This window comes from Micromonospora sp. NPDC048999 (assembly GCF_040649295.1).
Taxonomy (GTDB): domain Bacteria; phylum Actinomycetota; class Actinomycetes; order Mycobacteriales; family Micromonosporaceae; genus Micromonospora.
This window is the reverse complement of record NZ_JBEZFI010000049.1, coordinates 23296-36672: the sequence shown is the minus strand read 5'-3', so window position 1 is coordinate 36672 and position 13377 is coordinate 23296. Positions and strand designations below refer to the sequence as shown.

12 protein-coding genes are annotated in these 13377 nt (G+C 66.1%); 2 read left to right on the top strand and 10 right to left on the bottom strand.

Annotated features, from left to right (window positions below):
- Positions 1 to 419 precede the first annotated feature (419 nt).
- Complete coding sequence (locus AB0C02_RS29595) at positions 420 to 887, bottom strand: DUF4190 domain-containing protein (protein WP_357552420.1); 468 nt, start codon at positions 885 to 887, stop codon at positions 420 to 422.
- A 1191-nt stretch (positions 888 to 2078) separates the two neighbouring features.
- Positions 2079 to 2414 carry a hypothetical protein gene (locus AB0C02_RS29590; protein ID WP_357552419.1) on the bottom strand — a complete coding sequence of 112 codons (336 nt, stop codon included), beginning with the start codon at positions 2412 to 2414 and terminating at the stop codon, positions 2079 to 2081.
- Between the two features lie 631 nt (positions 2415 to 3045).
- Here AB0C02_RS29590 and AB0C02_RS29585 point away from each other — a divergent pair.
- The gene (locus tag AB0C02_RS29585; protein WP_357552418.1) at positions 3046 to 4257 is read left to right on the top strand and encodes a low temperature requirement protein A; all 1212 of its coding nucleotides are present in this window, start codon (positions 3046 to 3048) and stop codon (positions 4255 to 4257) included.
- Between the two features lie 516 nt (positions 4258 to 4773).
- Here the strand turns inward: AB0C02_RS29585 and AB0C02_RS29580 are convergent.
- Positions 4774 to 5334, bottom strand: a complete 561-nt coding sequence (locus AB0C02_RS29580) for an SMI1/KNR4 family protein (RefSeq protein WP_357552417.1) — start codon at positions 5332 to 5334, stop codon at positions 4774 to 4776.
- A 364-nt stretch (positions 5335 to 5698) separates the two neighbouring features.
- Between AB0C02_RS29580 and purQ the strand changes: the two genes are divergently transcribed.
- Positions 5699 to 6376 carry a phosphoribosylformylglycinamidine synthase subunit PurQ gene (gene purQ, locus AB0C02_RS29575; RefSeq protein ID WP_357552416.1) on the top strand — a complete coding sequence of 226 codons (678 nt, stop codon included), beginning with the start codon at positions 5699 to 5701 and terminating at the stop codon, positions 6374 to 6376.
- A 10-nt stretch (positions 6377 to 6386) separates the two neighbouring features.
- Here the strand turns inward: purQ and AB0C02_RS29570 are convergent, their stop codons facing one another.
- From AB0C02_RS29570 to AB0C02_RS29540, 7 genes are all read right to left on the bottom strand, one after another.
- A complete protein-coding gene (locus AB0C02_RS29570) occupies positions 6387 to 7625 on the bottom strand; it encodes a hypothetical protein (protein WP_357552415.1) in 1239 nt (412 codons plus the stop codon).
- Positions 7622 to 8857: an ATP-grasp domain-containing protein gene (locus AB0C02_RS29565; protein WP_357552414.1), complete on the bottom strand. Its 1236-nt coding sequence runs from the start codon at positions 8855 to 8857 to the stop codon at positions 7622 to 7624. The genes AB0C02_RS29570 and AB0C02_RS29565 overlap by 4 nt, the downstream gene beginning before the upstream one ends.
- Positions 8858 to 8956: 99 nt before the next feature.
- Positions 8957 to 10339 carry a TrpB-like pyridoxal phosphate-dependent enzyme gene (locus AB0C02_RS29560; protein WP_357552413.1) on the bottom strand — a complete coding sequence of 461 codons (1383 nt, stop codon included), beginning with the start codon at positions 10337 to 10339 and terminating at the stop codon, positions 8957 to 8959.
- A 2-nt stretch (positions 10340 to 10341) separates the two neighbouring features.
- Positions 10342 to 10584 carry a phosphopantetheine-binding protein gene (locus AB0C02_RS29555; protein ID WP_357552412.1) on the bottom strand — a complete coding sequence of 81 codons (243 nt, stop codon included), beginning with the start codon at positions 10582 to 10584 and terminating at the stop codon, positions 10342 to 10344.
- Positions 10585 to 10619: 35 nt separating this feature from the next.
- On the bottom strand, positions 10620 to 10775 hold the full coding sequence (locus AB0C02_RS29550; RefSeq protein ID WP_357552411.1) for a hypothetical protein: 156 nt from the start codon (positions 10773 to 10775) through the stop codon (positions 10620 to 10622).
- Positions 10776 to 10790: 15 nt separating this feature from the next.
- Complete coding sequence (locus tag AB0C02_RS29545; RefSeq protein ID WP_357552410.1) at positions 10791 to 12626, bottom strand: carbamoyltransferase; 1836 nt, start codon at positions 12624 to 12626, stop codon at positions 10791 to 10793.
- Positions 12614 to 13360: a YggS family pyridoxal phosphate-dependent enzyme gene (locus AB0C02_RS29540; protein WP_357552409.1), complete on the bottom strand. Its 747-nt coding sequence runs from the start codon at positions 13358 to 13360 to the stop codon at positions 12614 to 12616. Before AB0C02_RS29540 ends, AB0C02_RS29545 begins: the two co-directional genes overlap by 13 nt.
- Between the last annotated feature and the right edge of the window lie 17 nt (positions 13361 to 13377).

The window sequence follows — 13377 nt, the reverse complement described above, 5'->3', positions numbered from 1 at the left end:
GCGGTGAGCCCCAGCCGGGCGGCCTCCTCGGCCAGCTCCTCGGGGTGGCTGGCGCCGTCGAGGAAGCTGAAGTTGGAGTGCGCTGCGGGGAGGAGCCGCACGGCGGTCGGGGTGACTCGCCGTGCGGCTGCGTTGGTGGTGCTCTGGCGCTGACGGGACACAGGACCTCGAAGACCTCAGGGCTCCGCCCCGAACCCCGACCCTCCTCAGAGATCAGCTGCGGATCCCCTTGCCGGGCACCACAAGGGCTACCAGCCTCCCCGGTCGGGGTCCAGGTCGTTCGTCCGGTAGGGCGCTCCACCTGGACCCCGTCCGGGGAGGCTGGACGGTCTACGACTGCCCGACGAGGAGATCCTGACCGCCGTCGCCCCGCAACGCCCCTCTCGCGGCGGCCAGGTCAAACTCCTGGATCGACTGGGTCACCCTCCGCAGCCGTCGGGCACGGCGCACGTGCCAAACACCGTCAGAACCACGACGATATACGCCACGACCGCCAATACGGCTAAGCCAGCCACGCACCCGGCAATCGCCAGACCGCGACCACGTTGCCCAGTCGTCTTGATCTGCTTCAGTCCCACGACGCCTACGGCAACCGCGCATCCGCCGAACATCGGCAGACTGATTGAAAATCCGGTTAGCAGGGGTGCCAGCTCAGCCATGCCCGCGCTGACGTACAGCAGCGGAACCAGGCCCATGCAGCAGGCCATGATCGCCAGAGGGTTGTACCTTCGCTGATTCTCGGAGAGCTGACTGGTCATGGCACGCCCTACCTTCTCTTCGCCGCTCGGATGCTCCGGCTGCGGCGCCACGAGGCCCGCCCGTCCGAGGATCATGAATGGAGACACCATGATGGACCATGCGGGCAAGGGAAGGACGGCCGCCGGCATGGGCCATCCGTGGGCCAGTAGCCGTGGCGCGCAGCGGGCACGAGGGGGCACGAGACGCAACCGGGCCGGCCGCCGCCCGCAGGCGTTTCGGGCATCACGACCGCTTGAGGGCGCTCTTCCAAACTGACGCTCCGTGCCGCCCGGCAGGCGAGCGGTCCGCATCTAGTCCGCAAGAGGTCGGCGGACGGCGGGGGAGCGGTGTGAGATGTCGAGAGGTGTTTCCGCTGCTAGGCCGACATGCGCCCAGGTCATCGGCACGGGCAACTTGATCTCACAATCCCTCCCTCGCCGTGCCCGTTGCGTGCCCGTTGGGTTGGGCGACGGCGGTCAGCTCCCGGACGCGGCAGCCAGCGTGGCGGCGCAGGTCAAGCCAGGTCACTGCCGGTTGAGACTTCCGGCCGTATCCACACTTCCGAACCCGGGTGCTGCGGCGGTCGTCAAGTGTGTCGGCGCCGGGGGACCAGGTGGGGACCACACGGTGTGCGCGATGGTGGCCGGTATGCCGTCGAGTGCACGTCCTGATCGCGGGGATAGCGTGTTTGACGTGCGGGAACGCTTGGCGAAGCGTCCTGGGGGTCAAGGGGTCGTCGGTTCAAATCCGGCCGTCCCGACGCAGGTCAGAGGGCACATCCGATCGATGGATGTGCCCTCTTTGGCGTTGCGGGGACCAAGATCAGTCAAGTTGGCTGTAACTAGCGCTCCTTGACCGTCGGTCAAGTTTCAACGGCAGTCCTCTATTTGCCGAGTCGTTCTCTTCTCGTATCAAGGCGGCCCGCAAAGCGGGCCGCGCCGGCCCGGCCCCGGCCCGCTGGCGACCTCCGGCCGGCATCGGCCGGGCCGGCCGGTCGGCCACGCTGGCGGAACGCTAACAGCACTGGGCGACTGAGGCGGGACGATCGCCGTCGGGGTTGCTCTCCGTCGACGTCGGGGTGATCGCTGCCGCGCAGCAAAGCTGCTTGCGTCCGAGTCACGTGGGCACAGTCCGCGGTTCGATGACGATGAGGATCAGGACGTGACTCATCTCCCGGGTGCCCGATCCTCTACGCCACCCGGCCGGCGTCAAGGGCGCTGCGCGCCGGCAAGCCGATGGCCTACGGCCACCCTTGACACCAACCGGGCGCCGCAGTCGTTGGCCACCTATTCCGGGGATGGGGGCAGCCTGGCGGCCATCCGTCCGAGAGGCTGGACGGTCTACGACTGCCACAACTCGGCCTGTTGATCATCGGGCAGCCGGCGGACCCGGGATGCCTCATCGGGTCGAGGCGGCCAATCACGGTAGGGCAGGAAGGCCAGCCGCCAAGCAATCACCACAAAGATGTAGAGGCCGCCGACCGGGCCGGTGAACCACCACAGTGCGTCGCGACAGCGGTAGGACGCACGCGGCGCAAGCCAGGCCGTGGCGGCCATCGGAACTGCGATCCAGCCGAAATTCGCGAGCGGGCCAGTACCCATCGTGGCCTCGATCAGCTCACTGATGACGACGAATGGCACCACCACCACCCCGACCACCATCAGCGCGACGATCAACGTCCGTGGCGCTCGTCTAAGTGGAGGGCGCGAGCTGAGCGGATCATCGGCCATGACCCGAAGGATAGGGGACAGCAGCAATCGCCGACGTAGGGCGGCGGGCACGTCCGAGGTTGGGCCGGGCCATCCACGGGCCAGTAGCCGGAAGGCGCACCGGTCACGAGCGGGCACGAGACGCAACCGGGCCGACCGCCGGCCGCAGGCGCCGCCGTGTGACTTCCGCCCGTGTCCGCACTTCGTAAACCGCCATAGTGCGGTCGCCAAGGGTGTCGGCGCCTGGGGACCAGGTGGGGACCACACGGTGTACGCGATGGTGGTCGGTATGCCGTCGACTGCACGGCCTGAGTTCGGGGATAGCGTGTTTGACGTGCGGGAACGCTTAGCGAAGCGTCCTGGGGGCCAAGGGGTCGTCGGTTCAAATCCGGCCGTCCCGACGCAGGTCAGAGGGCACATCCGATCGATGGATGTGCCCTCTTTGGCGTTCCGGGGACCAAGATCAGTCAAGTTGGCTGTAACTAGCGCTCCTTGACCGTCGGTCAAGTTTCAACGCCAGTCCTCTACTTGCCGAGTCGTTCTCTTCTCGTATCAAGGCGGCCCGCAAAGCGGGCCGCGCCGGCCGGCCACACCAGTAATGCACTGCCCGCAGCAGGCGACGTTCCTGGAATTGTTCTTCGACCTGGCGTTCGTCTTCGTCATTCAGCGGATCGCCCTGCGGGTGACCGAACATTTGGCCCGTCCCGGCCTCGCCGAGTCGTGGCTTACTCTCCCGAATGCGGGCAAGACGCTGCTCCTGCTCCTGCCGCTGACCTGGGTCTGGACCATGACCGCGTGGACGACGGCCAGACTGGACCCCCGCCGGCTACCCGTGCAGGTCATCGTCATCATGACCATGTTCGGTGTGCTGATCATGTCGGCTGGGATACCGACCGCGTTCGACGGCGGCGGCCTGGCCTTCGCTGTGCCGTACGTTGTCATCCAGGTCGGCCGGGTCGTCGTCCTCAAGGTCATGCTGCGGGGGCACGAGCTGGAGGACAGGGTCACCCGTGACCTCGTCTGGTTCACGCTGACGGGCATCCTGTGGATCGTCGGCGCGTTCACCCACGATGAGACCCGGGTGGTGCTGTGGATCGCCGCCGCGGCCGGGGACTACCTGGCGGCCCGCCTCGGGTGGCCCGTGCCGAAGCTCGGCCGGTCCCGTGCCATCCCGTGGGCGACGGCCGGCGAACATTTGGCCGACCGTTATCAGCAGTTCCTCCTGATCGCCCTCGGCGAATCGGTCCTGGCCCTCGCCGCCGCCTACACCATGGGCCTGTACGACGTCGAGTCGACGGCGGCGTTCGTGATCGGCTTCGCCACCACCGTGCTGCTGTGGCGGATCTACTTCTACCGGGCCGGGCAGATCCTCACCGACGCCATCGCCGCATCGAAGGACCCCGCCCATCTCGGCCGGATGGCCGCCTTCACCCACTGGATCATGATCCTCGGCATCATCAACACCGCCATCGGATACGAACTGACCATCTCCCACCCGCTTGAAGCTGCCCGCGGCGAAGGAGGTCAATTTGCTGTCGGCCACACCAAGCTGGCCTGGCTGCTCTTCATCATCGGCGGCCCCGCCCTGTACGTCGCCGGCCGCGCCCACTTCGAATACGTGGTCTTCGCCCGGGTCTCCCGACCCCGGATCGTCGGAGTCATCATCCTCGTCCTCGCAGTCCCGCTGATGCACCTCCTACCACCGGTGCTGGTCTCCCTCACCGCCGCACTGGTCCTGGCCGGGATCACCATCACCGACGCCGCACGAGCCCGCGGGAAACCACTCGAAGCCCCATCACCACCCAAATGAACTCAGCGCGGGGGCAGCGCGCTCGCTACACCCTCACTGAAGCCAGCATCCAGACTCTTCCGATCATCTACGCCCTCGGCAACTGGGGGCCTCGACTGCGCCCGGGCAGCGACGGGCTCCGGAGCCGGCAGCAACTCATGCGCGATGAGGGTCCGGCGTTCATCGAGGAGCTCATGGACGAGCTTCGGGTGCGCCATCTGGCGTACTGGTCTGTCTCGGATCGGACGCGTACCGCAGCCTCGGAAGCGAGCTTTCATCAAGCGACTTGCGCCTCATCACGGAAGCATTCACTGCGCTGGATTCCGGACGTCCGTAGCCCCGACGGCGCACTGTTCTCGGAATGTCCGAACATCCCGCATCTCGATGCGCCACGGTGGCGGCTACCGAGGGTGACGGATGTGTCACCGCTGGGGTGCATTGTCTGCGGCAGAAGAGTGAGTCGCAACATCCAACCTGGCGGATGGGAAGCTGCCCAAGCAGATGGTGTGCGCCGAGGGCCGAAAATCGGCCGGCCGCTTAGCGGAAGTGCCGCTCGCCGGCCAGAACGACGTCCAGCCATCTCTCGTACCAGGAAAGAAAGTCCGGATCCTCAGTGAAGTGCGGCCCCTGCTTGCCCGGGCGGGTGTCGACACCCCGCCCGCGGGCAGGGCCGCTGAGGACGAGGAGTGACAGGTCGCCGCAGCCCTGATGGCTGAGCGCCAACGTTCCGCGGTACGGCTCGTCGTCTTCGCCCGGCGTCGCTTCAGCAAGCCACTCTTCGTACACCCGGCCGCGCTCGGCCGGAAACGGCCCGGCCAGCATGGTGACGTTGGGGTCGCCCAGCAGCGCCCACTCCCAGTCCTCGATCGAGAACAGACCATAGAAGGGCCCGGCTCCACCGAACCGACCTGGTCCTCCATGCCCGACCGTGGTGATGAAGCCGCGATAGTCGGGCGGCAGCCTCACACCGTGACGCTCCTCGAAGACGACGACCGCATCCTCCGACAACGCAAGCCCGATTCGGAAATGGTGGAAATCGGCACCGAACATGACCGGCTCGCCGGGCAACGACGCTACGACCGTCAACTTCGACGCCACCCGCGCCAGTCGCGCTGACAAGTCATCGCGCCTATCCACCAAGCCCACAGCACAACGGACAGACCGCAGTGCCCTCCGGAGTCCGCGCCCGCACCACGATCCGCTCGCCCTCGTCAGCCACATCCTCTGTGACCAGTGGAGAAAGACCCGAAAACACCGTCTGCACAAGCTCGTTGACATCCTTCACGCGACTGTCAACGGCCCTCACGACTCTCCGTCACCACCGAATGCGAGACAGGGCGTTTATTGTACAGTTCCTACCAGACGGTCATCTCCCCGGATAGGCATCGAGGGCGCTCCGGTCGCTCGCAGCTATTATCATCGCAGCGGCGCTAGCGGGCCGTCGACGATGATGGGAGCGGCCGTGTCGGTGCGAGTGGGTGTGGTGACTTTTCCGGGCTCCTTGGACGATGGCGACGCGGCGCGGGCGGTGCAGCGCGTTGGTGCGGAGGCGGTACGGCTCTGGCACGACAACCCGACATTGTCGAATGTGCAGGCCGTGGTCCTGCCTGGCGGCTTTTCCTACGGCGACTACCTCCGTCCCGGTGCGATCGCACGGATGTCACCGATCATGGAGAAGATCATCGACGCAGCACGGGGTGGCATGCCGGTTCTCGGTGTCTGCAACGGATTCCAGATCCTCTGCGAGGCGGGACTGCTGCCAGGTGCTCTGATCAAGAACGCCGGCCGGAAGTTCATCTGCACCGACCAGGTCATCCAGATCGTCAATGCCAGCACGGTCTGGACCAACGCGATATCGGCCGATCAGAAACTCACGATCCCGATCAAGAACGCCGACGGTCAGTTCGTAGCCGATCGCCGCACGCTGGACGCTATCGAGGCGGAGGGGCGAGTGGTCGCCCGGTACGTGCGGCGCAACCCTAACGGGAGCTACCGGGACATCGCCGGCGTCACCAACGAGGCCGGCAACGTGGTGGGTATGATGCCGCATCCCGAGCACGCCATCGACCGGCTGGTCGGACCGAGCGACGATGGGCTGGCCGTGTTCGCCTCGGTGATGAAGGCACTCGTGAACCGGTGACGGAGCCCGTTCACATCGGATCGATCACCACCTGGCTGTCGAACCACTCCCGGGCCTCGTAGAGGCGTGCCTCGCAGGTGGGACGGTCCGGACCGACCACCACCATGTATGCGAGCATGTCGGATGACGCGTTCGACGCCCGGAGTCGTTGCCCCTGCTCGACGAGCATCCGGTAGTGCCGTACCCAGGGGAAGTGTGGGCCGTTCGGCAATGACCGTACGACGCCGGGCCGCTTCATGAGCAGCAGTTGCCCCGCCATCATGATCGGTTCCGGTCGTGGCTGCGCCGACAGTCCGATGAGCGGGAGACCGAGCTGTGCGCGGACCATCATCTCGGTGATGTCGACCCCGAACGCGGCCCGCATCGCCTCCTTGACCGCCGCGCCGCCGGGACGGCTGGCGATCTCGCAGAGCACCAGCCGGTCGTCAGGGGTGTGAAAGACCTCCGTATGGAATCCGAAGTGCGGTGGTCCAGGCATCGCGGCGAGTACCTGCTCGTTGAAGTCCACGATGCGGGCGGTGAGCGGATCGTCGGACGCCAGGGTGACATCCACCCGGCTGCCACCAGCGGTGAAGTCGGCAAGCACGTCGAGGTAGCGCGACGGCCACGAGAAGACGGTCTTGCCGTCGATGACGAGGCCGTTGACGTGGTACATCGGACCGGAGACGAAGGATTCGACCAGCATCTTGGGGAAGTGGAGCCCGACCCCGGCGGCGAGAACCGCGTCGAGCTCACCCGCGTCGCGCAGTATCCGCGCGTCAATGGAGCCGGCGCCGTCGCGCGGCTTCAGAACGATCGGATACCCGTACGTGCCAGCAAAGTCTCGGACGTCCTCGGGGGTGTGTGCCGCCCGATGCCGTGCCACCGGCACGCCACCCTGTTCGGCCCAGCGTTTCATCACCACCTTGTCCCGGAAAGCCAGCACGCTCTGTGGAGTCTGCCCAGGTAGACCGAGCTGCTGGCGCAGCCGTGCGGCGCGTTCGAGGACCATTTCCTGGCAGGCGACGATGTGCTGGACACCGTGCTCGCGGGCCAGCTCGAGAACCAGCTGGTCGACCGGTTCCGGATGGTCGTAGCCATTGAACGCCTGCGCGTACCGGTAGCCGGTGCCGGGTGCTGGCAGCTTCTCGCCGAAGTCGTCGAGATACTCCTGCGCTGCGAGCAGAAACAGGTCACCGTCGTAGTCCTTGAGCCACTGGTCGTACGGATTGATGCTGAGAGATCCCCGGTGCAGGATGACGGCGCTCAACGAAGTCCTCTTTCGGACGGGCAGGTGGTGGGATGTAGCCGGCTGGCCAAGTGTTCGCAGCGCACGACGGCTGCGGCGGTGTCGGCGCCGGTGACCGCGATGTTGCCCAGCCGGTCCCAATTGTTCGCCAGCGGCCGAACAATGTCACCGACGCAAACGGAAAGACTGGCGGTGAGCACGTCCGGCTCGGCTCGTACGGCGTCGAGATCTCCGATGGCGGTCACCACGCCAGGTGGGGCGTGGACGAACCGTACCGCGCTGCCGCACTGGGCGACCGGTGGCACGGTCATTTCGTCGCCGAGGCCGACGGCCCACGCCAGGGCCAGTTCCTCGAGGTCGATGCCGTACGTCGCGCGAACGAGATCATGGATGAGGCCGCCGCCGACCCGGTTGTGGGATTCGATGACCAACGGTCCCCGAGGGTCGAGGCGCACCTCGGTGTGGGACGGTCCGTCGGTGAGTTCCATCGCGTCGAGGAACTCGGTGACGGCCACGGTGACGTCCTGACCCACCGACGGGTCGAGGCGGGCGGGCATCGCGTGTCCGAGCTCGGTCCGGGACGCCTCGTCGACGGTCTTCTCGGTCATCGCGACGACGACGTGCCGGCCACCGAAACTGAACGTCTCGACACTGATCTCCGGCCCGTGTGCGTACTCTTCCATGAGGAAGTCGTGCATCAGGTACAGCCCGGCTGCCGGCGGTTGGTCAGGAGAACGTAGCCGCATCACCTGTCGCCAGACCCGTGACACGTCGTCGGCGGAGGCGACGGTCATGACTCCGAAGCCGGCGGTTCCGTTCGTCGGCTTGACCACAAACGGGTAGCCGAACCGGGTGCCGAAGTCGGCCAGGCTCGCTTTGTCGGTCAGCGGTTCGGCCGCCACGGTGCGCACACCGACCGTATGCAGTCGCTGCCGCATCGCAGCCTTGTCGCGTAGCCGGTAGGCGACCTCGTGTGGAGTGCCATGGAGGCCGAGCAGTTCGTTCACCCGGGCTGCGGGCACCAGTCCGGGCTCGGTCAACGACAATGCGGCGTCGAACTTCCATACCCGGTGCCCCGCTTCGGCGAGTGGACCCAGAGTGTCCCAGTCGGTGTAGTCGGCAAGGATGAGCCCTTCGACCAGATCGACTGACGCGGGCTCGAACCGTCCGGGATGCTGGATCAAGACGATCCCCACGCCGAGTCCGTGCGCCAGCCGCAGGGTCTTCAGATGCCCACCGACGAGCAGCGCCATCGGTCTGGACCGTTCCACAGGTATCCCTTTCACCCATTCCGCCCGTATCGACCAGCGGGCGGCTCCGGCTGTGCGTCGTGCCGATCAGGCGGAGGCCGCTCACAGGGACAGGTCGGGTAGCCGTCCCAGCGAGCCGGCGATCACCTCGTCCGGCGCGGCCATGTCCTGCATCTCCCCGCTGAGGTAGTGAGCGTATGCGGAAAGGTCGAGCAAACCGTGACCACTCAGATTGAAGAGAATAACCGTTTCCTCACCGGCTTCGCGGGCCCGCAACGCCTCCACGATCGCCCCCCGGATCGCGTGCGCCGACTCGGGTGCCGGCGTGATCCACTCCTGCTGGGCGAAGGTCACACCCGCCTCGAAAACAGCCCGCTGAGGATATGCGACGGCCTCGATCAGCCGCTGGTCGTACATGGCGCTGACCAAGGGAGCCGCACCGTGGTAACGCAGCCCACCGGCATGGATGCCAGGCGAGACAAAAGTGTGCCCCAGGGTGTACATCTTGGTCATCGGGGTGATCCCGGTGAAGTCGTTGAAGTCCCACGCGTACGTGCCCCGGGTGAGCTTCGGACAGGCCTCCGGCTCGACGGCGACGAAACGGGTCTTACGGCCGTGACGCACCTTCTCGTGATAGAAGGGAAACGCGAGGCCGGAAAAGTTGCTTCCCGCTCCGACCGCCCCGATCACCACGTCCGGAAACTCGTCGAGCGCCTCGAGCTGTCGGATCGCCTCCTGACCAATGACGGTCTGGTGAAGCAGAACGTGGTTCTCGCCGCTACCGACCGAGAGGTTGCACGCCTCGCGACCGGCAGCGTGCTCGAACGCCTCGGCGTTAGCGACCGACAGGCTGCCCTCGGTCAGCGGGTCACGTTCCAGCGCCAGCCGTCCGGACTGCGTGCTCACGCTTGGGCTGGACACCACCGAGGCCCCGTTCATCTCCATCATGACCCGCCGGTACGGTTTTTGCTCGTAGCTGACCTTAACCATGTAGACGGTGCAGGTAAGGCCGTACATTCGGGCCGCGAGAGAGAGTGCCGAGCCCCATTGGCCGGCACCGGTGCCGGTGGTCAGCTCTCGTACGCCCGCTTTTTTGTAGTAGTACGCCTGAGCCAGCGCGGTGTTGAGCTTGTGACTGCCGGTCGGGTTCGTACCCTCGTACTTGTAATAGATGCGCGCTGGGGTGTCGAGCAACCGTTCCAGGTTTCTGGCGCGGCGCAACGGAGTGGGTCGCCAGCGCAGGTACTGCTGCCGTACCTCGTCGGGAATCTCCACGAAGCGGTCGCGACCCATACTCTGCCGGTACATGGTCAGTGGGATCTGTGGCAGGACACGGTCTCCGGTCCGCTCGATCTCGACATTGGGCCGGGCCCGCCGCAGCCGGGACGCATCCTCCACACCATCCAGGTCGGCGAGAATGTTGTACCAGTGCGTGGGCACGATCTCCGCAGCGGTCAGGCTGTTCTCGGCAGCGGGCTTGGTCATACTCAGTCCTTTCCAGGCTGGTGCTGCCTAGCCGTGAGGTGCGTCTCGACAAGGGCGGTGAGGTCGTCGATCGTGCGCAGTTCGGCCGCGAACACGTCCTGGTCGGGGATCTGGATGCCGAATTCGCGTTCGATGCGCACGATCAGTTCGAGCAGACTCAGTGAGTCCACCCCGATCTCCGGCGCGGACAGCAACCGCTTACCGTCCAACATTTCCGGGGCGATGGTGATCGCCTTGACCTCCACGAGGACCTTTACGACCCGGTCCGCAGTCGATGTGTTCAACGTTCTCCCTTTTCCAGTGCACCCGTCTGGATCAAATAGCTGGTGGCGCGGTCGTCCCACCGCCGGTGCAGCGGATCGTGTACGAGCCGCGCGGCGACCCCGGCGGGTACCACCACCAGGTAGTACAGCGGGGTCAGAAATACACTCCACATCAAACGTCTCCTCGATCAGTCGAGGGGAATCTCGTCACGCCAGTCGTGCGCTTCCCGTAGCTCGGGTTGGTCGACCTTCTCCAGTAGGAATCCGCCCACGGCGAGGACATCCATATCAGTGCGCATGAAGCAGGTGTACGCCTCCTGAGGGCTGCGCACGATGGGTTCACCGCGCACGTTGAACGACGTGTTGACCAGGACTGAACAGCCGGTCCGCGCCTTGAACGCGGTCAGCAGGCGGTGGAACGCGGGATTGCGGTCCTCGTTGACCGTCTGCACCCGAGCGGACATGTCGATGTGCGTGACTGCGGGGATGGTTGAGCGACGTACCCGCAGCAAATCCAATCCGGTGCGGTTGGTCGCCGTGTCGTGTGCCATCCGCTGCGGTTTGGATACCTCTGCGACCACCAGCATGTACGGGCTCTCCTGCTTAAGGTCGAAGTAGTGTTGGGCGTCGGCCTCCAGAACAGCGGGCGCGAATGGGCGGAACGACTCCCGATATTTAATCTTGAGATTCATCACGGACTGCATGTCGTCCCGTCGTGGGTCACCAAGGATGGACCGGGCGCCCAGCGCCCGCGGACCGAACTCCATCCGGCCCTGGAACCAGCCGACCACAGCGCCCTCCGCGAGTCGGTCGGCGACCGCGTCAGCCAAGGCGTCGGGCTCGTGCCAGGCGTAGGGGATCCCAGCGCTGTCGAGGTAGGCACGGATCTCGTCGTCGTCGTACGCCGGACCGAGCAGCGCCCCCGCCATCGCGTCGCGGCCGGTGTGGACATGCCCACGCGTGGCACCGCGCTCAACGGCCACCGCCAGCGCCGCACCGACGGCCCCGCCGGCGTCCCCTGCCGCCGGCTGGATCCACACCCCGTCGAAGACCTCCTGCTGAATCAGTTTGCCGTTGGCCACACAGTTGAGCGCGACGCCACCGGCGAGACAGAGCCGGGCCTCCCCGGTCAGCCGCTGGGCGGTCCGGCACAGCCGTAGGTAGATGTCCTCCGCGACGATCTGGATGGAGGCGGCCAGATCGAATTCCCGTTCGGTCAACGGAGCCTCGGGGGTACGGCGGGGACCGCCGAAGAGCCGCTCGAAACCGGCTCCGGTCATGACCTTCCCGAACAGAAACTCGAAATAGCGCATGTTCAACCGGAACGATCCGTCAGGCTTGACATCGACCAGGTTGTCGCGAATCTGCTGGACGAACCGTGGCCGGCCATACGGCGCCAATCCCATCAGTTTGTACTCGCCGGAGTCCACCTTGAAACCGCAGAAGTAGGTGAACGCGGAGTAGAGCAGACCGAGCGAATGCGGGAAGCGCAGCTCGGCGACGGACTCCAAGCGGTCGTCGTGGCCGCGCCAGATCGTCGTGGTTGCCCACTCACCGACACCGTCGACGCAGAGCACCGCAGCGGACCGGTAAGGGCTGGGGAAGAACGCTGAAGCGGCGTGCGACTCGTGGTGCCGGCGGCAGACAACATCGGGAACCCGGCCCAGACCGAGCGCGGCCAGCTCGCGCGCGACAGTGTGCCGCACCCGCAGCTTCCCAGTCAGCCAATCAGGTAGCGTCCGCCGGAAGCTGGTCACCCCGTGCGGGACGGTGCCCAGATACGTCGCCGCGATCCGGCGGAACTTCAGCCTCGGATCCTCGTAGTAGGCGATCGCGGTGACGTCGTCGAGGCTTACCCCGGCCTCGCGTAGACAATAACCGACAGCCTGGATCGGGAAAGACGGATCATGCCGTCGGCGGGAGAACCGTTCCTCCTGCGCGGCGGCGAGAACGGTGGTCCCGTCGACCAGCGCGGCGGCGCTGTCGTGGTAGTGGGCGGAGATGCCCAGGACTAGGGCTGACATGCGGATTCCCCGGGCTCGTTGGCGGATGTGTCCGGGACACGCGCCGGTCGGGGGCCGAACAGCGCGGTACCGAGCCGGACCTGGGTACTACCGCTGGCGATGGCGGCCTCGAAATCGCCACTCATTCCCATCGACAGTGTGTCCCAGCGTCGGCCACCGGCTACCTGCTTGGCGAAGAGGTCGGCGAGTGCGGCGAACGCTGCCGCGCCTGGTCCGCCGGCTCCTGGTTCCGGTCGTCGTGTGATCGTCATCAAGCCACGGACCGTGAGATTGCCGAACTGGTCCAACTCGTCGAGGAAGGCATCCAGCAGCTCTGGCCGTAGCCCCGACTTGGCTGGATCGCCGTCAATGTTGACTTGGACGCAGATGTTGAGTGGGCCCTTGTTGTCAGGCCGCTGCGCGTGTAGCCGCCGGGCAGCTGACAGGGTGCTCAGACCGAGCACCCAGTCGAAGTTCTCGGCGATCGGCCGGGTTTTGTTGGTCTGGATGGGTCCCAGGTAGACCCACTCGACCGAGTCAGTCTGCAGCCCGTCGACCTTCGGCATTGCCTCTGAAACGTAGCTTTCCCCGAATTTGGTCAATCCGAGGTCGAGGGCCTGACGCAACGCCGGGACCGGGTGGCCCTTCGAGACAGCGAGCAACTCCACGTCCGCGGGGCGGCGGCCGGCCGAAGCGGCTGCGGCGGCGACGCGTTGCCGCAGTGCGGCGAGCCTGCCCATCATGATTGATTGCACTGCGTCTCCCCGAGACG